The 23792-nt window shown below is 55.5% G+C and carries 22 protein-coding genes and 1 pseudogene; 12 read left to right on the top strand and 11 right to left on the bottom strand.

The features are described 5' to 3' along the window. Positions 1 to 173: 173 nt before the first annotated feature. On the bottom strand, positions 174 to 794 hold the full coding sequence (gene sodA, locus ACO0U8_RS17990; protein ID WP_056775847.1) for a superoxide dismutase [Mn]: 621 nt from the start codon (positions 792 to 794) through the stop codon (positions 174 to 176). A gap of 208 nt (positions 795 to 1002) precedes the next feature. Next, positions 1003 to 1845 carry a formate dehydrogenase accessory sulfurtransferase FdhD gene (fdhD, locus tag ACO0U8_RS17985; protein ID WP_136374795.1) on the bottom strand — a complete coding sequence of 281 codons (843 nt, stop codon included), beginning with the start codon at positions 1843 to 1845 and terminating at the stop codon, positions 1003 to 1005. Between the two features lie 145 nt (positions 1846 to 1990). On the opposite strand from fdhD, the gene fdnG reads away from it, so the two are divergent. The 6 genes from fdnG to ACO0U8_RS17955 all read left to right on the top strand — a co-directional run bounded on the left by fdnG (position 1991) and on the right by ACO0U8_RS17955 (position 9878). Next, positions 1991 to 5038 (top strand): formate dehydrogenase-N subunit alpha, encoded by a 3048-nt coding sequence (gene fdnG, locus ACO0U8_RS17980; protein ID WP_421671374.1) that lies wholly within the window; start codon positions 1991 to 1993, stop codon positions 5036 to 5038. Between the two features lie 12 nt (positions 5039 to 5050). Beyond that, positions 5051 to 5959 (top strand): formate dehydrogenase subunit beta, encoded by a 909-nt coding sequence (gene fdxH / locus ACO0U8_RS17975; protein WP_421671373.1) that lies wholly within the window; start codon positions 5051 to 5053, stop codon positions 5957 to 5959. Beyond that, positions 5956 to 6609 (top strand): formate dehydrogenase cytochrome b556 subunit, encoded by a 654-nt coding sequence (gene fdoI, locus ACO0U8_RS17970; RefSeq protein WP_056775841.1) that lies wholly within the window; start codon positions 5956 to 5958, stop codon positions 6607 to 6609. The genes fdxH and fdoI overlap by 4 nt, the downstream gene beginning before the upstream one ends. Then, positions 6606 to 7511 carry a formate dehydrogenase accessory protein FdhE gene (fdhE, locus tag ACO0U8_RS17965; protein WP_136374792.1) on the top strand — a complete coding sequence of 302 codons (906 nt, stop codon included), beginning with the start codon at positions 6606 to 6608 and terminating at the stop codon, positions 7509 to 7511. The genes fdoI and fdhE overlap by 4 nt, the downstream gene beginning before the upstream one ends. A gap of 85 nt (positions 7512 to 7596) precedes the next feature. Beyond that, the gene (locus ACO0U8_RS17960) at positions 7597 to 8238 is read left to right on the top strand and encodes a glutathione S-transferase (protein ID WP_421671372.1); all 642 of its coding nucleotides are present in this window, start codon (positions 7597 to 7599) and stop codon (positions 8236 to 8238) included. A gap of 101 nt (positions 8239 to 8339) precedes the next feature. Then, positions 8340 to 9878 carry an aldehyde dehydrogenase family protein gene (locus tag ACO0U8_RS17955; protein ID WP_122097164.1) on the top strand — a complete coding sequence of 513 codons (1539 nt, stop codon included), beginning with the start codon at positions 8340 to 8342 and terminating at the stop codon, positions 9876 to 9878. Positions 9879 to 10033: 155 nt separating this feature from the next. Here ACO0U8_RS17955 and ACO0U8_RS17950 read toward each other — a convergent pair whose 3' ends face one another. Next, positions 10034 to 11272 (bottom strand): MFS transporter, encoded by a 1239-nt coding sequence (locus tag ACO0U8_RS17950; protein ID WP_390973688.1) that lies wholly within the window; start codon positions 11270 to 11272, stop codon positions 10034 to 10036. Positions 11273 to 11510: 238 nt separating this feature from the next. Between ACO0U8_RS17950 and ACO0U8_RS17945 the strand changes: the two genes are divergently transcribed. Then, positions 11511 to 12506 carry an acyltransferase gene (locus tag ACO0U8_RS17945; protein ID WP_421671371.1) on the top strand — a complete coding sequence of 332 codons (996 nt, stop codon included), beginning with the start codon at positions 11511 to 11513 and terminating at the stop codon, positions 12504 to 12506. A 90-nt stretch (positions 12507 to 12596) separates the two neighbouring features. Beyond that, positions 12597 to 13217: a hypothetical protein gene (locus tag ACO0U8_RS17940; protein ID WP_421671370.1), complete on the top strand. Its 621-nt coding sequence runs from the start codon at positions 12597 to 12599 to the stop codon at positions 13215 to 13217. Positions 13218 to 13382: 165 nt separating this feature from the next. On the opposite strand, the gene ACO0U8_RS17935 is transcribed toward ACO0U8_RS17940, so the two are convergent. From ACO0U8_RS17935 to ACO0U8_RS17915, 5 genes and pseudogenes are all read right to left on the bottom strand, one after another. Then, positions 13383 to 14330 (bottom strand): GlxA family transcriptional regulator, encoded by a 948-nt coding sequence (locus ACO0U8_RS17935; protein WP_421671369.1) that lies wholly within the window; start codon positions 14328 to 14330, stop codon positions 13383 to 13385. 46 nt (positions 14331 to 14376) lie between these two features. Further along, a pseudogene (locus ACO0U8_RS17930) lies at positions 14377 to 14919 on the bottom strand (isochorismatase family protein); the annotation flags it as partial. 129 nt (positions 14920 to 15048) lie between these two features. Further along, positions 15049 to 15645 (bottom strand): DJ-1/PfpI family protein, encoded by a 597-nt coding sequence (locus ACO0U8_RS17925; RefSeq protein WP_183849898.1) that lies wholly within the window; start codon positions 15643 to 15645, stop codon positions 15049 to 15051. 82 nt (positions 15646 to 15727) lie between these two features. Beyond that, a complete protein-coding gene (gene idnD / locus ACO0U8_RS17920; RefSeq protein WP_217204216.1) occupies positions 15728 to 16759 on the bottom strand; it encodes an L-idonate 5-dehydrogenase in 1032 nt (343 codons plus the stop codon). A 122-nt stretch (positions 16760 to 16881) separates the two neighbouring features. Further along, a complete protein-coding gene (locus ACO0U8_RS17915; RefSeq protein ID WP_421671368.1) occupies positions 16882 to 18084 on the bottom strand; it encodes a benzoate/H(+) symporter BenE family transporter in 1203 nt (400 codons plus the stop codon). A 137-nt stretch (positions 18085 to 18221) separates the two neighbouring features. On the opposite strand from ACO0U8_RS17915, the gene ACO0U8_RS17910 reads away from it, so the two are divergent. Together ACO0U8_RS17910 and ACO0U8_RS17905 are read left to right on the top strand one after the other, a co-directional pair. Then, positions 18222 to 18788: a helix-turn-helix domain-containing protein gene (locus ACO0U8_RS17910; RefSeq protein ID WP_421671367.1), complete on the top strand. Its 567-nt coding sequence runs from the start codon at positions 18222 to 18224 to the stop codon at positions 18786 to 18788. Between the two features lie 29 nt (positions 18789 to 18817). Next, positions 18818 to 19270: a GNAT family N-acetyltransferase gene (locus ACO0U8_RS17905; protein ID WP_421671366.1), complete on the top strand. Its 453-nt coding sequence runs from the start codon at positions 18818 to 18820 to the stop codon at positions 19268 to 19270. Here the strand turns inward: ACO0U8_RS17905 and ACO0U8_RS17900 are convergent. Beyond that, positions 19267 to 19737 (bottom strand): GNAT family N-acetyltransferase, encoded by a 471-nt coding sequence (locus tag ACO0U8_RS17900; protein WP_122097174.1) that lies wholly within the window; start codon positions 19735 to 19737, stop codon positions 19267 to 19269. The genes ACO0U8_RS17905 and ACO0U8_RS17900 overlap by 4 nt on opposite strands. A 14-nt stretch (positions 19738 to 19751) precedes the next feature. Next, positions 19752 to 20291 carry a hypothetical protein gene (locus ACO0U8_RS17895; protein WP_421671365.1) on the bottom strand — a complete coding sequence of 180 codons (540 nt, stop codon included), beginning with the start codon at positions 20289 to 20291 and terminating at the stop codon, positions 19752 to 19754. A 320-nt stretch (positions 20292 to 20611) separates the two neighbouring features. Here ACO0U8_RS17895 and ACO0U8_RS17890 point away from each other — a divergent pair, with 320 nt between their 5' ends. Beyond that, entirely contained in the window at positions 20612 to 22540 is a 1929-nt protein-coding gene (locus ACO0U8_RS17890) for a methyl-accepting chemotaxis protein (RefSeq protein ID WP_240994015.1), read from the top strand. A gap of 104 nt (positions 22541 to 22644) precedes the next feature. Next, entirely contained in the window at positions 22645 to 23277 is a 633-nt protein-coding gene (yfcF, locus tag ACO0U8_RS17885; RefSeq protein ID WP_056775806.1) for a glutathione transferase, read from the top strand. A 45-nt stretch (positions 23278 to 23322) separates the two neighbouring features. Here yfcF and ACO0U8_RS17880 read toward each other — a convergent pair whose 3' ends face one another. After that, positions 23323 to 23766 carry a GNAT family N-acetyltransferase gene (locus ACO0U8_RS17880; protein WP_217204220.1) on the bottom strand — a complete coding sequence of 148 codons (444 nt, stop codon included), beginning with the start codon at positions 23764 to 23766 and terminating at the stop codon, positions 23323 to 23325. Between the last annotated feature and the right edge of the window lie 26 nt (positions 23767 to 23792).

Raw genomic sequence — 23792 nt, 5'->3', positions numbered from 1 at the left:
TATTTTTGATTAATGCGAGCGGTGTCTGAAAAGGGGGGGAACCAGGCGGATAATTCGCTGTAAAACAGTGATCAGAGTAACGTTTTTAGCAGAATAAGCAGGGCATAAAAAAGGCGGGTCACAGACCCGCCATTGGCGAAAACATCGTGCCCGTTAAGGGCGGCAGGGCGAAATTATTTCGCTTCAGCCAGACGTTTTGCAGCTTCGTCCCAGTTCACCACATCCCAGAAAGCTTTGATGTAGTCAGGGCGTTTGTTCTGATATTTCAGGTAGTAAGCGTGTTCCCAAACGTCCAGACCCAGCAGCGGGTAACCGGATGCGCCGGAAACGGCTTCGCCCATCAGCGGGCTGTCCTGGTTAGCAGTAGAAACAACGGCCAGTTTGCCGTCTTTCAGAACCAGCCACGCCCAGCCGGAGCCGAAACGAGTGGTTGCTGCTTTTTCAAACGTTTCTTTGAAAGCGTCAACGCTGCCGAAATCGCGTTCGATAGCAGATTTCAGTTCGCCCTGCAGGGTGGTGCCGGTTTTCAGGCCTTTCCAGAACAGGCTGTGGTTAGCGTGGCCACCTGCGTTGTTACGCAGTGCAACTTTCTTATCCGCAGGGACTTTGTCCAGGTTTGCGATCAGCTCTTCAACAGAAAGTTTTGCCAGTTCTGGCAGGCTTTCCAGTGCAGCGTTCGCGTTGTTCACGTAAGCCTGGTGGTGTTTAGAGTGATGGATTTCCATCGTCTCTTTGTCGAAATGCGGCTCGAGTGCGTCGTATGCGTAAGGCAGTGATGGCAGTGAATAACTCATGTTCATCGTCTCCATAGTGTAGGGCGGCACCGTCATTGTGAGCACCGCGTAATCAGTCGGATCATTATAGTTAATTAAATGATATTGAAAATGATTATCTATGCTCCACCCTTTGTACGGGTACTCGTAAGCGCCTGTTATACGGGGCTTAGAACCAGATAACCGCAAACAATCCTAAATTGTCTAAAGGCACGTGAAGCTTAAAGCGTTAACGCAGTCTTTGCGGATGCGTATACACCGTCGCCCGGCCCGGTTTGCTGAAACCGACCAGCGTCAGGTGACATTTTTCGGCGACTTCGACCGCGAGTGTGGTGGCGGCGGAGACGGCGAACAGAATTTCGATGCCGCACATCGCGGCTTTCTGCACCATTTCATAGCTGGCGCGGCTGGAAACCAGCGCCGCGCCGGATGTCCAGTCATTCTGTTTTGCGCGCATACCCAGCATTTTATCCAGCGCCACGTGACGGCCTACGTCTTCACAGCCACCCAGTAATTCGCCCTGCGAGGTTATCCACGCGGCAGCGTGGGTACAGCCGGTCAGCTGGCCGATTTCCTGCACGGATTTCAGCTGATTCAGCGCGTTATCCAGATTCGCCAGCGCAAAGGTCTGGGTAAACGGCAGCGGCGCGAGCGGGCGGAACAGGTCACCCAGTTGTTCGATGCCGCAAACGCCGCAGCCGGTGCGCCCCGCCATGGCGCGGCGGCGCTCTTTCAGCCCGGCGAAACGGCGGCTCGATAACTCGATATTCACTTCTATCCCGTTACAGGTGGGTGTCACTTCCATCCCGAAAATGTCACCGGGGGATTCAATGATCCCTTCTGACAGCGAAAAGCCCAGCGCAAAGGCTTCCAGATCTTTTGGCGAGGCCATCATCACCACGTGCGAGATGCCGTTATAGACCAGCGCAACGGGCACTTCCTGAGCAATCCAGTCATCTTTGGGCTCATCAAGATGTGCGCGCTGCATCACCGTTTTTTGGCTCGCTCCGATGATCTGAGTCACTTTTTTATCATCTTTTTTGCCCAGTTCGTTTACTTGATGGACATCCATTAGCAATAACCTTATAAACATTCCGGCTACATAAGCCGTACAAACTGTCAGGACTTTAGGCCTTAATTTTACCGCTTACGCCACTGCGGCGGAAAGCGGCAATTTGAAAAGCAATGTGTTAACAAATGATGGGAAGGAGTCTTTCATGCAAGTCAGCAGAAGACAATTATTCAAAATATGTGCGGGCGGTATGGCCGGCACAACAGCGGCATTATTGGGGTTTGCCCCGACAATCGCGCTGGCGGAAACCCGCCAATATAAACTGCTTCGCTCGCGTGAAACCCGCAACAACTGCACCTACTGTTCAGTCGGTTGCGGGATGCTGATTTACAGCCAGGGCGACGGCGCGAAAAACGTCACTGAAAATATCTTCCACGTAGAGGGTGACGCCGATCATCCGGTCAGTCGTGGCTCCTTGTGCCCGAAAGGCGCAGGCGTGCTGGATTACATCCACAGCGAAGGCCGTCTGAGGTATCCGGAATATCGCGCGCCCGGTTCTGATCAATGGCAGCGCATCTCATGGGATGAGGCGATTTCCCGTATCGCCCGCCTGATGAAAGATGACCGCGACGCCAACTTCGTCGAGAAAAATGACAATAACGTCACGGTTAACCGCTGGCTGACCACCGGCATGCTCTGTTCGTCTGCGGCCAGTAACGAAACCGGCCTGCTGGATCAGAAATTCACCCGTGCGCTGGGCATGGTGGCGATCGACTGCCAGGCGCGTCTGTGCCACGGCCCGACCGTTGCGGCGTTAGCGCCGTCATTTGGTCGCGGTGCGATGACCAACAACTGGGTCGATATCAAAAACGCCAACGTCATTCTGATTATGGGCGGAAACGCCGCAGAAGCGCACCCGGTCGGGTTCAAATGGGTGATTGAGGCGAAAACCAAAAATAACGCCAAAGTCATCGTCGTCGATCCGCGTTTCAACCGCAGCGCCGCCGTGGCCGATATCTATGCGCCAATCCGCGCCGGTTCCGACACCGCGTTCCTGCTGGGGATGATCAACTACCTGATCACGCACAATAAAATTCAGACTGAATACGTCCGTGAATACACCAACGCCAGCCTGCTGGTGCGTGAAGACTATGAATTTAACGACGGGCTGTTCAGTGGATTTGATGCGGCGAAAAAATCCTACAACAAAGAAAGCTGGCATTATCAGCTCGATGAGAAAGGCTTCGCGAAACAAGACAAAACCCTGCAGGACCCGCGCTGTGTCTGGAATCTGCTGAAAGAGCACGTTTCCCGCTACACGCCGGAACTGGTAGAGCGTCTGTGCGGCACTTCGAAAGAAGATTTCCTGCTGATCAGTTCCATTCTGGCGGAAACCTGCGCGCGCGATAAAACCTCGACCATTCTGTATGCGCTGGGCTGGACGCACCACACCGGCGGCGCGCAAATCATCCGTTGTGCGGCGATGATCCAGCTGCTGCTCGGCAACATTGGTATGCCGGGCGGTGGCGTCAATGCGCTGCGCGGTCACTCCAATATTCAGGGCTACACCGACCTCGGTTTGCTGTCGCTGAACCTGCCGGGCTATATGCCTCTGCCGTCAGAAAAACAGACCAATTTCACCGATTACCTGCAACAGATCACGCCAGCGCCGCTGGTGGACGGGCAGGTCAATTTCTGGAAAAACACGCCGAACTTCTTCGTCAGTATGATGAAAAGCTTCTGGGGCGATCACGCCACGGCAGAGAACGACTGGGGCTTTGACTGGCTGCCGAAATGGGACAAAAGCTACGACGTGATGCAGCAAGCCGAGCTGATGACGCAAGGCAAACTGAACGGTTATATCGTGCAGGGCTTCAACCCGCTGGCCGCGTTCCCGGACAAAAACAAATCCTCGCGTGCGCTCTCAAAACTGAAATACATGGTGGTGATCGACCCGCTGGTGACGGAATCCTCCAACTTCTGGCAAAACCACGGCGCAATGAACGACGTGCAGACCGCCGATATTCAGACCGAAGTGTTCCGCCTGCCGTCTTCCTGTTTTGCTGAAGAAAACGGCTCGATCGTCAACTCCGGCCGCTGGCTGCAATGGCACTTCCAGGCGTCTGAGCCGCCGGGTGAAGCGCTGCACGACGGCAAAATCATCGCACGCCTGTTCATGAAACTGCGCGAGCTGTACCGGCAGGAAGGCGGTGCCAATCCGCTGCCGGTGATGAATATGGCGTGGGATTATCAGGATCCGCTCGACCCGCTGCCGGAAGAAATTGCCCGCGAAGCCAACGGCAAAGCGCTGGCCGATATCCATGACGATCAGGGCAATGTGCTGGCGAAAAAAGGCCAGCAGATTTCGACCTTTGCGCATCTGAAAAACGACGGCAGCACCGCCAGTTTCTGCTGGATTTACGCCGGCAGCTGGACCGAAGCCGGTAACCAGATGGCGCGCCGCGATAACGCCGATCCTTCCGGCCTGGGCTGTACGTCCGGCTGGGCGTGGTGCTGGCCGCTCAACCGCCGCATTCTGTATAACCGCGCCTCCGCCGACCCGCAGGGGCAGCCGTGGGATCCAAAACGCGAAATCATCCGCTGGGATGGTGCGAAATGGATTGGTTTTGACGTGCCGGATTACAGCGCTGCTGCGCCGGGTTCCGGCGTCGGACCGTTCATCATGCAACAGGAAGGCGTCGGGCGGTTATTCGCCACCGACAAAATGGCTGACGGCCCGTTCCCTGAGCATTACGAACCGATCGAATCGCCGATTGGCACTAATCCGCTGCATCCTTCGGTGATTTCGAATCCGGTGGCGCGTATTTTTGCCAGCGATCTGCCGAATATGGGCACCGCCAAAGATTTCCCGTATGTGGCGACCACCTATTCGATCACCGAATTGTTCCGCCACTGGACCAAACACGCGTTGCTGAATGCCATCGCGCAGCCTGAGCAATTTATCGAGATCGGCGAAGGTCTGGCCGCCTCGAAAGGCATTGCGCAAGGCGACGAGGTGAAAGTCTCCTCGAAGCGCGGATTCATTGTGGCGAAAGCCGTGGTGACCAAACGCATCCGGCCTCTGACCATCGACGGCAAGCACGTCGATACCATTGGCATTCCTTGCCACTGGGGTTTTGAAGGCGCGACGCGTAAGGGCTATTTAGCCAACACGCTGACGCCGTCAGTCGGTGACGCTAACTCGCAAACGCCGGAGTTCAAGGCGTTCCTGGTTAACGTGGAAAAGGTCTAACGGAGGCGAATTATGGCAATGCAATCTCAGGACATACTTCGTAAGTCCGCAACCAACGGGTTTACGCCAGCGCCGCGTGCCCGCGATCATCAGCAGGAAGTGGCGAAACTCATCGACGTCACCACCTGCATCGGCTGTAAAGGCTGTCAGGTCGCCTGTTCCGAATGGAACGACCTGCGCGATGACGTCGGGATTAATACCGGCGTGTACGACAACCCGATGGATCTCAGCGCGAAATCCTGGACGGTGATGCGTTTCTCGGAAGTGGAACAAAACGGCAAGCTGGAATGGCTTATCCGCAAAGACGGCTGCATGCACTGCGCCGATCCGGGCTGTCTGAAAGCCTGCCCGGCGGAAGGCGCGATTTTGCAGTACGCCAACGGCATCGTCGATTTTCAGTCTGAACATTGCATCGGCTGTGGTTACTGCATCGCCGGTTGCCCGTTCAACATTCCGCGCATCAACAAACACGACAACCGTGCCTACAAATGCACGCTGTGCGTTGACCGTGTGAGTGTCGGCCAGGAACCGGCCTGTGTGAAAACCTGCCCGACCGGCGCGATCCATTTTGGCACCAAAACCGCGATGCAGGATTTAGCCGCAGAACGCGTCAGCGAGCTGAAAGGCCGCGGATTTGAGCACGCCGGTTTGTACGATCCGCAGGGCGTTGGCGGCACGCACGTGATGTACGTGCTGCATCACGCCGACAATCCGCAGCTGTATCACGGCCTGCCAAAAGATCCGGCGATAAGCGCAGCAGTCACTTTGTGGAAAGGTGTCTGGAAACCGCTGGCGGCGGTGGGCTTCGCGGTGACCTTTGCGGCAGCGGCCTTTCACTTCCTCGGCGTGGGACCGAATTACGTCAAAGAGGAAGAGCACGCCGAAGAGGATAAACATGACGATGAGGAGAAACGGCCATGAAAAAAGAGAAGTTAATCCAGCGCTATAACCTGGTGGAACGCCTCAATCACTGGATCGTGGCGTTCTGTTTTGTGACGCTGGCGCTCAGCGGTATCGGCTTCTTTTTCCCGTCGTTTAACTGGCTGATGAACGTGTACGGCACCCCGCAACTGGCGCGCATTCTCCATCCGTTTTTCGGCGTGGTGATGTTCGTCTCTTTTCTCGGCATGTTCTTCCGTTACTGGAAGCACAATTTGCCGGAAAAAGACGACCTCGTGTGGGCGAAAAATATCGATAAAGTGCTGACCAACCATGAAGTCGGCGACACCGGTCGCTATAACTTCGGCCAGAAATGCGTGTTCTGGGCGGCGATCGGTTGCCTGGTACTGCTGATGGCCAGCGGCGTGATCATCTGGCGTCCGTGGTTTGCGGATTATTTCCCGATACCGCTGATCCGTCTGGCGCTGCTGGTGCATTCCGTGGCCGGTATCGGGCTGATTCTGGTGATCATCATGCACGTTTACGCGGCGACCTGGGCGAAAGGGTCGATTTCGGCGATGACCGGCGGCAAAGTGCCGGTGTCATGGGCGAAGTATCACCATCCGCGCTGGTACCGTCAGGTGCGCGATGAAGAGCAGAAAAAAGAACAAGACGAGAGGAAAGCCGGATGAGCATCCAGATAGTTGCACAGGACTTGCTGGCTGACGGTAAAAAAACGGCGGGGGACATCCCGCCGGTACTGTTCGCTAACCTGAAAACGCTCTACCAGAACCGCGCCGGTCGTCTGAAAAAACTGGCAGAAGACAGCCCGCTCGACGGGTATCTGAACTTTGCGGCGTCAATTTGCGATGCGCAGCAGCAGGTGCTTGAGACGTTCCCGCTCGACATCAGTCTGAGTGACGAATTGCAAAAAGCCGCCGGTAAACCGCCGCTCGATTGCAGCCTGTTTCCGCGTACGCCGCACTGGCTGATGCTGCTGGACGCGCTGATTGCTGTCCTGAAGCCGGACGCTTCTGAGCCGGTACGCGCGGTGCTGGAAAGCCTTGAGCAGTCCCCGAACCTTCAGCGTGAAATGATGGCGACAGAACTGCTTTGCCAGGATTTCAAACACGTTCCGGCCGATCACGCCCCCTTTATCTGGGCCGCGTTATCCCTGTACTGGGCGCAGATGGCGGCACAATTGCGTGGCGTCGGGCGTGCGGATTACGGCGAGAACCGTCAGTTCTGCCCGGTTTGCGGCAGCATTCCTGTGTCTGCGGTGATCACGGCCAGCGGTCTGCGCTATCTGCACTGCAATCTGTGCGAAAGCGAATGGCATGTGGTGCGGGCAAAATGCAGCAACTGTGACGAGATGCAACATCTCAACCTGTGGTCCATCGACGATGAACAGGCAACGGTAAAAGCCGAAGCCTGCGATGACTGCGGCGCCTATCTGAAACTGATTTATCAGGATAAAGATCCGCAGGCAGACGCCGTGGCAGATGACCTCGCCACGCTGTTGCTCGACGACCGCATGGAAGACAAAGGTTTTTCCGGCAGCGGCATTAACCCGTTCCTGTTTCCCGCACAATAACCTGTAAAACTGGCCGCCGTGACTGGTAAACCCCGGCACGGCTGCTAGCTTTAAATAAGGTTCCGGCGAAATCGAGGAGGGTCTGATGAAGTTGATCGGCAGTTACACCAGCCCGTATGTACGTAAAATCTCGGTGATGTTGCTGGAAAAAGGCATCCCGTTTGATTTCATTAATGACACGCCGCACGAACCGGGCTGCAAAATCACGCAGTTTAATCCCCTTGGAAAAGTCCCCGCACTGGTCACCGACGAGGGTGAAATTTTTTATGATTCCCCGATCATTGCGCAGTTCATCGAGCTGATGAACGTTGCGCCCACGCTGTTGCCGTGGCAGCCGCTGGAAGCTCTGCGGGTGAAGCAAATTGAAGCGCTGGCCGATGGTGTGACCGACGCCGCCGTGGCGTTAGTGCTGGAAGGCCGTCGCGATGCCGATAAACGTAACGAAGCCTGGGTGTTGCGTCAGCGGGAAAAGCTGCTGCGCGGGCTGGATGCGCTGGAAAAACTCGCCGAAAAACGCACGCTGCTCAACTCGGAAAGCCTGAACGTCGCCGATATCGCGGTGGCCTGTTCTCTGGGCTACATCAACTTTCGCCGTATCGCGCCCGGCTGGTGCGTTGAGCGTCCTGAGCTGATAAAACTGGTTGAGCGCCTGTTCCAGCGCGAGAGTTTTGCGCGCACGACGCCACCCGGAAGCGGTAACGCCAACTTTATCGCAAAAAAGGTGTGAGGCCGCTCGAAGAGTTCTCTTTACATCCCGCGGGTTAACCAACCACTGCCTAAACTTTATGCAGCGCTCTGCTATTACCTGCTGCATAAAGGAGTTCCATCATGGCTTATGATAAAAATCCTCATGCCGTCAAACCGGAAGAATACGGTTTCCCGCTCAAACTCAAAAAACAATACGACAACTTCATTGGCGGTGAATGGGTCGCGCCGGTAAAAAATGAGTATTACGACAACCTGACGCCGGTGACCGGCGAAGTGCTGTGCAAAGTCGCCAGTTCCAGCACTGACGACGTCGATCTGGCGCTGGACGCCGCCCATAAAGCCAAAGACGACTGGGGCAAAATGCCGGTACAGCAACGGGCAAACCTGCTGCTGAAAGTCGCCGATCGTATGGAACAAAACCTCGAACTGCTGGCAAACGCCGAAACCTGGGATAACGGTAAACCGATCCGCGAAACCAGCGGCGCAGATGTGCCGTTAGCCATCGACCACTTCCGCTATTTCGCCTCCTGCGTGCGTGCGCAGGAAGGCGGTATCAGCGAAATCGACAGCGACACCGTCGCCTATCATTTCCACGAACCGCTGGGCGTGGTGGCGCAAATCATCCCGTGGAACTTCCCGCTGCTGATGGCCTGCTGGAAAATGGCGCCGGCGCTGGCGGCCGGGAACTGCATCGTGCTCAAACCGGCCAAACTGACGCCGCTTTCCGTCTTGCTGCTGATGGAAATGGTGCAGGACATTCTGCCTGCGGGCGTGATCAACGTGGTTAACGGCGCGGGCGGCGAAATCGGTGAATATCTGGCGACGTCCAAACGCATCGCCAAAGTGGCGTTTACCGGTTCGACCGAAGTCGGCCAGCAAATTGCCGGATACGCGGCGCAAAACCTGATCCCGGCAACGCTGGAACTGGGCGGTAAATCCCCGAATATCTTCTTTGCGGATGTGATGGACAAAGAAGACGAATTCTTCGATAAAGCGCTGGAAGGCTTCGCGCTGTTTGCCTTCAATCAGGGCGAAGTCTGTACCTGCCCGAGCCGCGCGCTGGTGCAGGAATCCATTTATGAACGCTTTATGGAACGCGCCATTAAACGCGTCGAAGCCATTAAAACCGGTAATCCGTTAGACATGGAAACGCAGATGGGCGCGCAGGTGTCTGCCGGGCAGATGAAAACCATTCTGGATTACATCGAAATCGGTAAAAAAGAGGGCGCGGAAGTGCTGACCGGCGGCGCGAAGAAAAAACTCGAAGGCTCGCTGAACGAGGGTTATTACCTGCAACCGACCATTTTGCTGGGTAAAAACAATATGCGTGTTTTCCAGGAAGAAATCTTCGGACCGGTGCTGGCGGTGACGACGTTTAAAGATATGGATGAGGCGCTGCAAATCGCCAACGATACAGCGTATGGATTAGGGGCGGGCGTCTGGAGCCGCGATGGCAACGTGGCGTACCACATGGGGCGCAACATTCAGGCGGGCCGCGTCTGGACCAACTGCTATCACGCCTATCCGGCGCATGCGGCGTTCGGCGGTTACAAACAGTCCGGTCTCGGGCGGGAAACTCACAAAATGATGCTGGATCACTACCAGCAAACCAAATGCCTGCTGGTGAGTTATTCGAGTAAACCGATGGGACTTTTCTAAGTTTTAACGGGGCTATTTTGCCCTGGTATTTTGAACCCGGACTGTACTCAGAATCCTCACGTACCTAGTGTACGCTCCGGTTCTTCCGTGCAGTCCGTGTCCACACTCCCTGCGCCAATAACGCCCCGGCACCGGCGTTGTTGGCATTTTTTACATCACACTACGCTGTTCGTCGGCAGCACTACCTGACGGCTGCGCAGGAAAACCACCACCAGCGCCAGCCAGGCGAGGCCGCTTATCAGGTTGAACAGGTTAAACATCCCCGCACCGCCTTCGACGTAAGCCACTTTCGCCAGCTCAATCCCGACCGTGAAAATCATCATGCTGATGACGCCCATCGCGGCAGAAACTGTGCCTTTGCTCATGTCGCTGGAAAACAGCGTCAGACGGTACAAACCGGCATTCGCCACGCCAATCCCGAACGCGTACAGGCTCAGACCGGCGGTCATCCACAGGTACGCATGCGCGGAAAACAGTGTCGCCGCGGCTGCAATCATCAGGCCAATCACCATCGGCCCTGCGCCCAGTTTGATCAAATAATCCACCGTGCGCTTACCGCTCAGGCGCGCCAGTGTAACGTTACCGACGATCAGCGCGCCGAAAATCGGCACCTGCAACAGACCGTAATCGTAGGTCGAAAGACCTTCACCGCTGATCAAAATCACCGGCGACTGCGCAATCCACGTCAGCAGCGGCAGGCTGGCAAAACCAATCGCCAGCGCGCCACACACGAACTGACGGTTCTTCAGCACGTGTTTATAATCGCGCAGCAGGCTTGGCATGGAGAAAGGTTCGCCGAGGCGGGACGCTGTTTCAGGCATCGATTTCCACAACCCCCACAGCGCGATGGCTGCGAGTGCGGCGAAAATCACAAACATCGACTGCCAGGGAGCGACGTGGATCAGCGCCGCACCGGCCAGCGGCCCGAGCAACGGCGCAATCAGCGCGACGTTCGCCATCATGGCGGTGATTTTAATACACACCGATTCCTCGAAGGATTCCTGTATCGCGGCGTAACCCACGGCCCCGATAAAGCACAGGCTAATGCCCTGCAGGAAACGCATCACCATAAACTGCTCAATGTTTTGTACAAACAAAATAGCCAGACAGGTGATGATGAAGAAGATGACGCCAGTGAGCATCACCGGACGACGCCCGCGGCGGTCGGACAGCGGCCCGAGCAGCCATTGCAGGAACATGCCGCCCGCCAGATAAGCCGTCATGGAGGTCGGCACCCACTCTTCTCCGGCATTGAAATTCGCCACCACGGCCAGCATGCCGGGTTGGATCATATCGTTGCCGATATAAGTGGCGAACTCAAAAAGCACCAGACAAAGAGGGAACAAAAGCGCCTGCCGACCCAGAAGGGACGCAGTATTTGGAGAATTATGCATTTTTAGTTATTTCACAGACGTAAGGCTAATCGGTTGAAAATTAGCAGAAAATAAGAGACTGTCCGGGCGGGTTTCGCAAGCGAGGCAGTAATACTGGCTATTTTGCCGATTATTTGAGCGTAACGCAATCACCGGATTCACGTTCAGCACAATCTGAGAATGATACTTTTGCCTTGTTAGCCCTCTCAAAGCTGGCTAGGCTGCAAACAACACATCAACAGGAAGGAATTTGCAGGTAATGAGCGAAAAAATAAGCTGGATAGATAATCTGCGCGCGCTCGCCTGCATGATGGTGGTGATGGTTCACGCCAGCACGTCACTGGTGGTCAATTTCGCTGTGGTGCATACCGCGGAATGGACGGTGGCTAACCTGCTCAATTCGGCTTCGCGTGTCTGTGTGCCGCTGTTCTTTATGATTTCCGGCGCATTGTTTTTCGGCGAAAAGAGCGCGCAAAAACGGCATTTTCTGCGCGTCACGTTATGCCTGCTGTTCTACAGCGCCGTCTCGCTGATTTATATTCTCACGATGACAAAAATTGGATTTTGGCCGTCTCTGCGACTGATCCTCGAAAAACCGGTGTTTTATCATCTTTGGTTCTTCTACGCGATCATCGTGATTTACCTGCTTTCCCCGCTGATTAACGTTAAAGCCGTCTCCGGAAAATATCTGCTGATCGCCGGGCTTCTGCTCGGCGTTCTGGCGAACCCGCAACTTCCGGCCATCACGTGGCAAAAAATCCACCTCCTGCCGCTGGATTTGTACATCAGCGGCGATACTTTCTATTACGTGCTCTATGCCCTGATGGGGCGCGCCCTCAGCCAGCTGCATACCGAAAAAACGCCGGTCACCCTGGCGGCCAGCGGCATGTTCATACTCAGCACGCTGGCGGTTGCCACGGGCACTTACCGGCAAATGCAGATTAACCAGAATTTCGCCGACACGTTTTACGTCTACAGCGGCCCGCTGGTCTTTATCTCCGCCATCTCGCTGTTTATCATTTTCAAAAATGCGCTGACCCACCGCATCCTGCCGGGATTTGTGCTGATCTCCCGCCATTCGCTGGCCATTTACGGCTTTCATGCCCTGATCATCATTGGCCTGCGCAGCCTGCATCTCGATTTCCCGCACTATCCGCTGCTGAATATCGCGTACCTGTTTATCTGCGGCCTGGGCGGCGGTTTATTACTGGCGATGGGGCTGGGGAAAATAGACAGACGGAACTGGGTGAGCTGAATGAGAAAGAATATTTATTATTGATGCGAATAATCGTGCGTTATATTATTAATTACTGCGTGCATTTTTATTATGATAAGAATACACCTCATGACGATTAATCTATTTCATTATCTTTGCCCTATTTTTACGGATACTCTTTATTTTCATTTATTCGGGCAAAACATAATGACATCCTGGCTGCCTTTTGAAATAAACGGTGAGGTTTATACGCTGGAGCATCTGCGTGCTTCAACGATTATCGCGGTAAGGCCTGCCAGTCATGATTATCCTGTCCGTCAGTTGCGGATCTATATTGTTTATACTGATCATTGCTTTACGGCGCATCAGGCTGAGTCAGAACTCTGGATATATCCGCACAGCCCTGGTAAGCACCGGCGATATTTCTGCCGGGAAAGGTATTCTTATTCCTACCGCTTACCCGAACTTATTAATAAACTTATCGGCGATAACGCAATATTGGGCAGGGCGCCGCATCAGCATCATGAAACTTTTTATTACCTCGAAGAACATTATATGGGTGTGGATTATTGTTTGTTTTTTGATATAACAAAAAATAATCATCCTGAGAATGATATACGGTTAAAAGTGATCACAGGTTATCCGAGAGAGAAATGGGCCGGGCCGGTTGGGGTAAACGGACGATTCAGTTTCTGGCATATTTTTGATGCCAGAATGAAAGGATTGAAACTGCCGACAAGGCGCAGATAGCAAAAAAGCGACTCAGGGTCGCTTTTTTGTTTTTAACAGCTTCAGGCGGAGGTCTTTAGATTTTCATCCTGTCGCGGCACGGCCAGCGGCCTTTACAGGCAGACACTGACGTACTGTTTAGCCCGGCTATTCAGTCCCACAAACCGTCAGTGGGTAAAATTTTACTCACTTATTGCTCAGCTTGCAATCAGCCTTATGTTCACCCCACCGTTCCTGCGCCCGCCTCAATTGCCTTGCAGATGAAAACCCGGCAGCGAGGGCGGCTTTTTCGATACCCGCGCCTTGTTGCAGGCGTTGTTGGGCGACGGCGATGCGCAGTTGTTCGTGGTAGTCGCGCACGCTGATGCCCAGATGCTGGCGGAACAAACGGGTGAGGTGGCGGCTACTGATGTGCGCTCTGGCGGCGACGTCTTCCACCTGCCAGGGGGATTCCGGTTCGGCGGCCATCAGGTTTTGCGCGCGGTGCACGGCAGGGTGCAGGTGATTGCGGTAACGCAGCCACGGGGAAAGCTGCGGATCATCGCCGGCGCGGCGGAAATAGACCACCATTTCGCGGGCGACATCCAGCGCGGCCTGCGGCCCGGAATGTGTGGCGATAAGATGCAGCGCCAGATCGATACCGGCGCTGATGCCCGCACTGGTGAGCACGAAACGGTCCTCAACAAATATCCGGTTATCTTTCACCTGGGCAGCAGGCACCTGCTGGCGTAAGCGCTCGATCACGTCGTGGTGCGTGGTGCACTGATAGCCGTCGAGCAGCCCGGCTTTTCCGGCCAGCAGGCTGCCGGAGCAGATGCAGACCAGCGTTAAACTTCCCGCTTCAATCGCGCTTTTCTGCTGATGCAGCCAGTCGCAGGCTATTTGCGCGACCGGTGAGGCGAAGTTTTCGGCGGATTCCGCCACCCCCGGCATGATCAAAATACTGCCCCCGGGCAGACTTTCCGGCAGCGGCTGTAAATGGCTGACCGTCAGACCGGTCGACATCACGACTTCAGGCTGTGGCCCGATGTAATGCAGCGTAAATTGCCCGGCCAGCCGTAGCGCTTCCGCCGGGCCGGCGAGATCTAACGCCATCACGCCGGGGAGCGTCACAAAGTAGACATGTCGCTGCATAGTGTTGATCCGTGTGCAGGGGAAAACGCTATCTTCACACAGCGCGGTCGAGTTCCGCCAGCGCACCGGCTACGTCGGTGATGGTGGCAAAGCGGTCATCGAGCACCAGTTCGGTTCGCAGTTGGATCTCCTGAGCGCTCAGCGTGACGCCGCTGGCGTGCGTCATCGGGAAGGTCAGCGTTGCTTCTGTCACAAACGTCACCGAATAACCGAGATCGGATGCCACGCGTGCCGTGGTTTCACAGCACTGTTCGGTACGCATTCCGGCGATGATCAGATGCGTGATGCCGTTTTCACGCAGCCAGCCGTCGAGGCCGGATTCGGTCAGTGAATTGTGGACGTGTTTATGCACCACATGTTGCGGCTGATGACTGAGAAAAGACATCGGCGTTACCAGCCCGGAATCCAGCGAAAACACGCCATCCGGATTGACGTGAAAGACGTCGATGACCGGCACGTTGCGGGCCTGACAGCCGTCGATCAGGCGGGTTAAGGCGGCACTGAAAGCCGGTAAATCATCCTGCTGCCAGAAATCTTTTTGTTCGAAGGAACGCTGAACGTCGATGTTTAACAGGGCGCTGTGTGCCATTTTCGGACTCCATCAGATGAGTGTGAAGCCAGTTTGCGCCTCAAATGCTTAAGGGAGAATGCCAAAAACGGACATGATGCTGACAGGGGCGGACGACCTGCATCATCCGCCGGAAGTTGAATGTTTTAATCAGAGTGTCTGGTCGGCACGCCAGTGGTGATAATCGATATGATCGGCCTGGAAATTGGTGGTTTCAGCGTCGCCGGTCAGGCGGTAGGCCAGCTGGAAGGCAAAATCGAACGCCAGCCCTAATCCTTTGCCGCTGAGTAAGTTGCCGTCTTCCACGAAGGACTGATTGACGTACACGCCGTCTTTCACATCTTGGTATAAATCGCCGGAACAGACGTAGCGACGCCCTTTCAGCAGTCCGTTTCCGCCCAGCACGCGTGCGGCCGCGGAGCACAGCGGGCAGATCAGTTTACCGGCCTCGTCGTGACGGCGGACAAATTCCACCACCTCTTTGCTGGCCGCCAGCGCCACCGATCCTTCCGGGCCGCCGGGCATCACCACGGCATCGAATAAACGGTCGCCCTGCGCGGAAAGCAGTGCGTTAGCCTGCATCTGAATGCCGTGATAGGTGCGCAGCGTCAGGCTTTTCTGGCACGCCAGCGTAGTGACCTGAATGTCCAGCCGCTCGAGAATATCGAGCACAATCACCGCTTCGCCTTCTTCAAAACCGTCGGCCAGCAGCAGGGCGACCTGTTTTTTCGCGTTGTCCTTCACCATAATGCAAATGTCCTCTGAGGTTAAAAATCAGAGGACATCATAAAATGAAACGATGTTTTGATAATGTGAGTGAGGTGGCAGACTAGAAAACCAGCTGCACTTTCGAGGCTTTGGATTTATCCAGCGCGAATTCCAGCGCGTCCACCAGACTTTCCTGCGGGAATTCCGCCGACAATAAAGGCATCGGATCGACGGTTTTATTCGCCAGCCATTCCACTGCCGTGTTGAATTCTTCCGTGAAACGGAAGCTGCCGACCCAGTTAATTTCTTTAGCAATTAGCATCATCAGCGGAAATTCATTCACCACCGGCCCCATGCCGACCTGCACCAGCGTGCCGCGTGCGCGGGTCACTTCCAGACAACGGCGGATGGAAGACGGATGACCGGAGGCGTCAAAGGAGACATCGAAGAAGCCTTTCTCTGCCTGATATTCGCTGAAATCTCCCTGTGCGGCGTCCAGCGCTTTGCTTGCGCCAACCGCCAGTGCCAGCGTGCGGCAGCGTTCGCTCGGGTCGGTCACCACGATCTGCGCCGCGCCTTTGGCTTTCGCCGCCAGCACGATCAGGCAACCAATCGGGCCGACGCCGGAAACAAACACGGTTTTTCCATGAATATCGCCCGCCTGATTCACGGCATGAATGGCGACGGCCAGCGGTTCGGCGAACACCATCAGACTGTCGCTGACCTGATTGTCGTAAGGAATACACTGATCGCTGTCGACAATTTTATACTGCGTGAACGCGCCGTTGATGTGCGGAAAATACATCGCGCTGCCGAAAAATTTCATGGTCGTACACTGATTTTCGTCGCCGGACAGGCAATATTTACAGGCTCTGCACGGTTTACTCGGATTGAGCGCCACTTTCTGGCCGGGCTGCAAATTCGGGTTATCCGATTTCTCCACCACGCCGACCACTTCGTGCCCCAGCACCATCGCCTCGCGCACTTTGAAATCACCCACGGCGCCGTGTTCGTAGTAATGCAGATCCGAGCCGCAGATGCCGCCGCGGGTCACTTTGACCAGCGTGCCCTGGCCGGTGTAGTCGAGGGTCTGGTTGATCACCGCGACGTCTTTTTTCCCGGTGACGACGCAGGATTGTGTGGCAATAGTCATGGAATTCTCGCTCTTTAAAGGGCCTGATTGGCTCCAGTAAAGAGGGTTTACCGATCTGAAAACGTGACCGCCATCACTTTGCGCCGTGTTACGAAAACCTGTTACCCATAACTTGAACGGACTCAACCTTTCCCGGCGGATTTATCACGCTTGCGCGCCGGAATGCTCAGGAGCAGATGCGTAATCACACCGCCCGCCAGCCCCCAGAATGCCGAACCGATGCCCAGCAGCGTGACGCCGGATGCGGTGATCAGAAAGGTGATGATTGCCGCGTCGCGCTGACTTTCGTTTTCCAGCGCGCGGTACAGACTGCCCGCAATGGTGCCGAGCAACGCCAGCCCGGCGATGGTGTGGATCAGCACTTCCGGCAGCGCGGTAAACATCATGCCAATGGATCCGCCAAACACGCCTGCAATCAGATAAAAAACGCCTGCCGCAACGGCGGCCATATAGCGTTTTTTTGGATCGGGATGGATATCTTCGCCCATACAAATTGCGGCGGTAATGGCGGCGATACAGACGGTAAAACCGCCGAACGGGGCCAAAACCAGCGCTGTCAGCGCCGTCCATGAAATCAGCGGTGATACCGGCAGGTTGTAACCGTGGGCTTTCAGCGTGGCAATGCCTGGCGCGTTCTGCGAGGCCATGGTGACGATAAAGAAAGGAATGCCGATGCCGATAATCGAAGACAACGTGAAATGGGGCATGACAAACGCCGGTGCGGCGAACGTCAGCGACTGGCCGTGCAGGGCGATATCGCCCTGCCATCCGGCGACAATCAACCCGGCGGCCAGCGCGAGAACCACCGCATAGCGCGGCAGGGCGCGCTTCGCCAGCAAATACACCAGACACATGCTGCCCGCGAGGGCAAAATTGCTTTGCAGCGAGGTAAAGGCGTTCAGCCCGAAGCGCAGCAGAATGCCGCCGAGCATCGCCGCCGACAGCGCCTGCGGAATGTAATGCATCATTTTGGCGAACAGGCCGGTCACGCCGCACAGCAGGATCAGGCCGGTGGCAAACACAAACACGCCAATGGCCTCGTTAATCGAGGTGCCGGGCAGGCTGGTGACCAGTAACGCCGCGCCGGGCGTTGACCAGGCGGTCACCACCGGCGTGCGGTAATAGAGCGATAAACCGATGCTGGTGACGCCCATCCCCAGCCCGAGCATGCTCAGCCAGCCGCCAATCTGCGCCACGCTGGCGCCCGCGGCTTCCGCCGCCTGAAAGATAATCGCCGCCGAGCTGGTGTAACCCACCAATACCGCGACAAATCCGGCGATGACCGCCGAAAACGTTAAATCCTGCCAACTGAAACGCGAGGCCATTTGTGAAAATCCTTCTGGTTACCGGACGCTGACGTTATGCTGTTGTGCGTTATAGCGCACACCTGTTGCGCTCAAGATATCACTGTGCGTTATAACGCACAATCGCGATGAACGATCATCGTCGCAGAGGAGACACAATGCAGGAACTTACCCGCCATATTGGCAGCCAGCTGAAAGCCGTGCGCAGCGAGCGCGGCTTGAGCCTCAGCCAGACGGCAGAACAGACCGGTGTCAGCAAGGCGATGCTCGGGCAGATTGAGCGCGGCGAATCCAGCCCGACCGTCGCGACGCTGTGGAAAATCGCCAGCGGCCTGAACGTCTCTTTTTCGGAATTTCTCGAAACGCCACCCGCGCAGTCGGCGGCGTTGCATCGCCACGGCTTACTGACCACGTTCAACAGTGACACGTCGGGAATGCGTGTGGTGCCGCTGTTTCCTTTCGATACCACGCTGCGCATGGACATGTTTGTTATCGATCTCGAGCCGGACGGGTGCAGTGAATCCACACCGCACGAAGCCGGCGTGATTGAGCATGTGATTGTGATTGAAGGCGAACTGACGCTGACCGTCGATGGCGTCACGCGTGTGCTGCGCGCCGGTGAAGCCCTGCGTTTTGCTGCCGATTGTCCGCATGCATACCGCAACAACAGCGGGCATTCCGTGCGTTTCCACGACCTGATACATTACCCGCAGTCACGTCCGTAACGTTTTCTATTTGTGAGGAGAATGCTCTGATGAGCCAGCCGCAAGATGTTGTGATCCGCCCGTTAATGCCCGCTGACCGCGAAAGCTGGGAGGTTCTCTGGCGCAGTTATCTGGATTTTTACCAGTCAAAACTCGATCCGGCTCAGTTTGATTACACATTCGAGCGGCTTTCGCGGTCTGACTACGCCAGCATGTTCGGTTTTGTGGCGCAATGTCAGGGCAAACTGGTCGGGCTGGTGAACTGCATTAATCACGATCACGGCTGGCATATGCGCCAGGTGGTTTATTTGCAGGATTTATACGTCGATGACAGTGCGCGCAAGCTGGGGATCGGGCAGAAACTGATTGAAGCGGTCTACGCGTACGCTGATGAAAACGACAAAGCCAACGTCTACTGGATGACGCAAACCACCAACCACACCGCCCGCAAACTTTACGACCGGGTGGGGCAGACCACTAACTTTATGAAATACGTCCGTTAAAGCGGCTTGCGCAGCGTCATTTTCGTGGTGACGTAACCAAGGCTGGCGTACAGCGCCTGCGCAGCGGGATTGCTGGCGAACACATTGAGTTCGATCGCCGCACTGCCCATTTCACGCAGGCGCTGTTCCATCAGCCGGAATGCCGCAGCGGCATGGCCCTGACGGCGAAACTGCGGATAAATCATCAGCTCATAAACGAAGGCGCTGTGTACTTTGTAGCGCTCCACGTTAGCGAACCACAGATAGCCGACCCTGTCATTTTGCGCGTCGGTTTTAATCTCATAAAGATAATGATCCGGCGTCTCAATCCCTTGCGGCAACGACGCCTGAATGGAATGACGGGCGCGTTCCAGCGCGGTATCGGCGGCCCAAAGACCGGCAGTCACATTCTCCCCGGCGTAATCTTTTGCCAGCAGTTCGGCAAATTCGTCATAGAACGCCGCGTTCATTGGTACTAATACGGTCATCATTTCCCTCTGAATTATTTTGCGGTATCCGGTTTTTTATAAGGCGTCACGTAGCATTCACTGATGGTCGTCGAATGGGCTTCGGCCTGGGTGATGATGTAGCCTTTTTCGGTCAGCGCCACAGAACTGTACGGCGTCTGATTGTCTTTATCGGCCACCACGTTTTCAAATGACTGAATAATTTTAGCTTTATCGTCTGCCCGCGACGGATCATCCAGCCCTTCGACCTGAATCATCGCCTGCTTAAACTGATTGCTGAATGAGGTTTTGCCGATCCGGCTTTCAATGATCGCCTTGATATTAACCGTGACGTTATTACCCAGCAAAAACAGCGTATTACTCTGGTAAATCAGCATGTTTTTGCGCTTCGACACCACAAAGCCGTTCTCGATAACCTTCATTTTTTTGTTATCAGCGTAGATCACTTCGTCGAGGCAAATGGTCTTGTCCCCCACCTTAAACTGGCTGAAGCGGGTTTTGATTTCTTTCGGCGTCGATGCCGCCTGCGAGCACAGCGGTGCGAGCAGCAACAGAGGTAAAAGCCATGACTTCATAGGAGTTTCCTGAACAGGTCTGAATCAGCCGACATAACAGCAGTATAGGGAGCCGTGGGCAGGATGCGAACGTTTATCTTTTCGCGACGGATTTTTACCGTTGTGGCTAAAGCATCCTCAGTCTGTGCCGATAATTCAGACGATAACGGAATTCCTGCTCATCCTCAGAGGCCACGTATCAGGGACAGATAACCCATTTTTCACAGTGAGTTTTTCACAGCACGTTGACTGTTCCGGGGGATTTTATGAGTCAGATTCAGGCGTTCTCACCTGCGGCCACGGCTGCGCCAAAGAAGCATGTACACCCACAGAAACCGCCGATGCGTACCCGCACGCTGATGCTGATCGTCGGGCTGCTCACCATCAGCCTGGGTTATACCATTACGGTCGGTTTGCTCAGCTGGCAGTCGGCCAACCAGCAGCGCGACATCGCCCGGCGTTATCTCCAGCAAACCGCCAATACCGACGGCTATCTCGCCCGTCAGAAACTCGATACCGCCCTCTATGCTGCCCGCGATCTGGTGCAAAGCATGGTAAGCCTGCGCGAAGCCGGGCATGCCGACCGCAAACTGGCCGATACCTTGCTGCAAAATGCGTTGAAAAATCACCCGGATTTTCTGTCGATGTCACTGGCCTGGGAGCCGGATGCGTTCGACGGGAAAGACGCTGACTTAGCCGCACAGGCAGGGCAGGATCCGGATGGCCGTTACGTCCGTTATGTTGACCGCGACACCAGTGGCAACGTGGTGCTGCACAACCTCACCGATTATGAAACGCCGGGCAGCGGCGATTACTATCTGCTGCCGCGCAAACTCAAAAAAGAGGTGATTCTTGAGCCGTACAGCTACCCCTACAACGGTGTGGAAACGCTGCTGACGTCGATCGCGGTACCGATCATCGTGGAGGGAAAATTCCTCGGTTCGGTCACGGCGGATTTCTCGCTGCAAACCTTGCAGACCATGGTCAACGGCATCAAACCCTATCAGGGCACCGGTTACGCGATGCTGTTTTCGCAGTCCGGCCATTATCTTTCTTCGCCAAAAAAAGATCAGGTCACACAGAAGCTGGAAAACGATGCGTCGCTGTTGAAAAGTATTCAGACCGGTCAGCCCTACAGCAGCGAACAGCAGGATCCGGTGCTGGGTGAAAACGCCTTTGCCGAGTTTGTGCCGATTCAGATTGGTGATACCGGTACACCCTGGATGCTGGGCATCGTTGCGCCGGTCAACGCGGTGATGAAGGAAAGCACGCGCCAGCTCTATTCCGCGCTGGTGCTGATGGTGCTGAGCATTGTGGTGGTGTTTGCGGTGCTCAGCATTATCTTTACCCGCAAAGTGTTGCGCCCGGTCGGCGGTGAGCCGGCAGATGCGGCGAAAATCGCGCTGACGGTGGCCGATGGCGATTTAACGCATCCGATCCTGACGCAGAAAAACGACCGCACCAGCATCTTCTTCGCACTGCAAACCATGCAGGCGCAGTTGCGCCACGTGGTCACGGACATTATTTCCACCAGCCATGCGGTCGGCAGCGGCGCGTCGCAGATTGCGGCAGGAAATATCGATCTGGCCTCGCGCACCGAACAACAGGCGGCGGCGCTGGAAGAAACGGCGGCGAGTATGGAGCAGCTCACCGCTACCGTAAAACAGAACGCCGATAACGCGCATGTCGCCACGGAACTCACTGAAAATGCCACCACGATTGCCGGTAAAGGCGATCGCATTATGTCTGACGTTGTCGGCATTATGGGCGAAATAGACGACAGTTCCCGTCGCATTGCCGACATTACATCGGTGATTAACGGCATTGCCTTCCAGACTAACATTCTGGCGCTGAACGCGGCAGTGGAAGCTGCACGGGCAGGGGAACAGGGGCGCGGATTCGCGGTGGTGGCCTCGGAAGTGCGTAGCCTGGCGCAACGCAGCGCCGATGCGGTCAAAGAGATTTCCGCGCTGATCGCAGAATCGACCTCACGCGTCGATCACGGTGTCGGGCTGGTGAAAAATGCCGGTGAGACGATGAAAGAGATCATGAAGGCCATCACTGACGTGCGTGACATCATGAGCGAAATCGTCTCGGCGTCGGACGAACAGTCGCGCGGCATCAGCCAGGTGACGCAGGCCGTGCACGAAATGGACGGCGTCACCCAGCAAAACTCGGCTCTGGTTCAGCAGGCGTCTGCCGCCTCTGCATCTCTCGAAGATCAGGCCCGCCGCCTGAATGAGATCGTGCAGGTATTCCGGCTGAAATAACGCTTCACCGCCTTCTGCCTCCGGGTGGAAGGCTTTTTAACGACACACCCCGCTTTCTGCGCTATGTTTTTGTTCCTTTGTTTGATTTCTTTCAGGAGTTTGCCATGAGCCAGCCTTCGCTGATTTTGTATTCCGACGCCAATTTTTACAGCCCTTACGTGATGTCCGCTTTTGTCGCGCTGACCGAAAAAGGCATCCCCTTCGAACTGGAAAAGGTGGATCTGGCTGACGCGGAGAACCTGAAAGAAACCTATTCGGCGATTTCCGTGACCCGCCGCGTACCGACGTTAACCAACGGGAGCTTTGTGTTATCCGAATCTTCTGCGATTGATGAATATGTCGATGAGCTGTTTCCCGCCCCGACGTTTCCTGCCATTTATCCGGCTGATCCTGAAAACCGCGCCAAAGCCCGCGAAGTTCAGGCCTGGTTGCGCAGTGATCTGATGCCCATCCGCGAAGAACGCTCCACTGAAGTGGTGTTCGCTGGCGCGAAACGCCCGCCGCTGACCGCCAAAGGCCAGCAGGCCGCCGAAAAACTCTACGATGCCGCAGAGCGTTTGCTCGGTGATAAAACGAATCTGTTTGGTGAATGGAGCATTGCGGATGTGGATCTGGCGCTGATGCTGAACCGCCTGCGTCTGAACGGCGATCCGATGCCGGAAAAACTCATCGCCTATGCCCAATCGCAGTGGCAGCGCCCGTCCGTTTTGGCGTGGTTAGCGCTTTCCGCGAAATAAGATGAGTGACGCAGTCAGCTCACAGGCTGACTGCGCTAAAGACGTTTACAGTGATTTCGTCAGGAAAAAGCGGGTGTGCGTGGAAGGCGCATCGTCCGGTGCGCGGGAATCGGCGATGTAATCTTCCAGCGCCATTTGCATGTGATAGCCCATGCGTTCATAGAACGGGCGCGCCTGAAAACTGAACGTATCCACCAGTGAGTAACGACAGCCCCGCGCTTTGGCCTCTTCTTCCGCTTCGGTGATCAGTTGCGTGCCGACATCTTTGCCACGCAGCGATTCATCGACCCACAGCATCTGGATGTACATCCAATTCCCGACGGTTTCCGCCACAATCCCCGCCTGTTTGTTGCCTTTTTCATCTTCCACAAAAATCCCTAACGCACGGAATTTTGATTGAGGGATAAAGTTTCTGTTGAAATTACGCAGGCCACTTTTGATCTCCTCGAGATCGCTTTCGGTCGGGGCATGGCTGAGACGGGTCTTCATGACAGGATTCCTTTTTATTCGCGTTT

This window comes from Rahnella sp. EDr1-12, from assembly GCF_049206505.1.
Classification (GTDB): Bacteria; Pseudomonadota; Gammaproteobacteria; order Enterobacterales; family Enterobacteriaceae; genus Rahnella; species Rahnella rivi.
The sequence above is the reverse complement of the archived record's forward strand: the minus strand, read 5'-3'. Positions and strand labels throughout refer to the sequence as shown.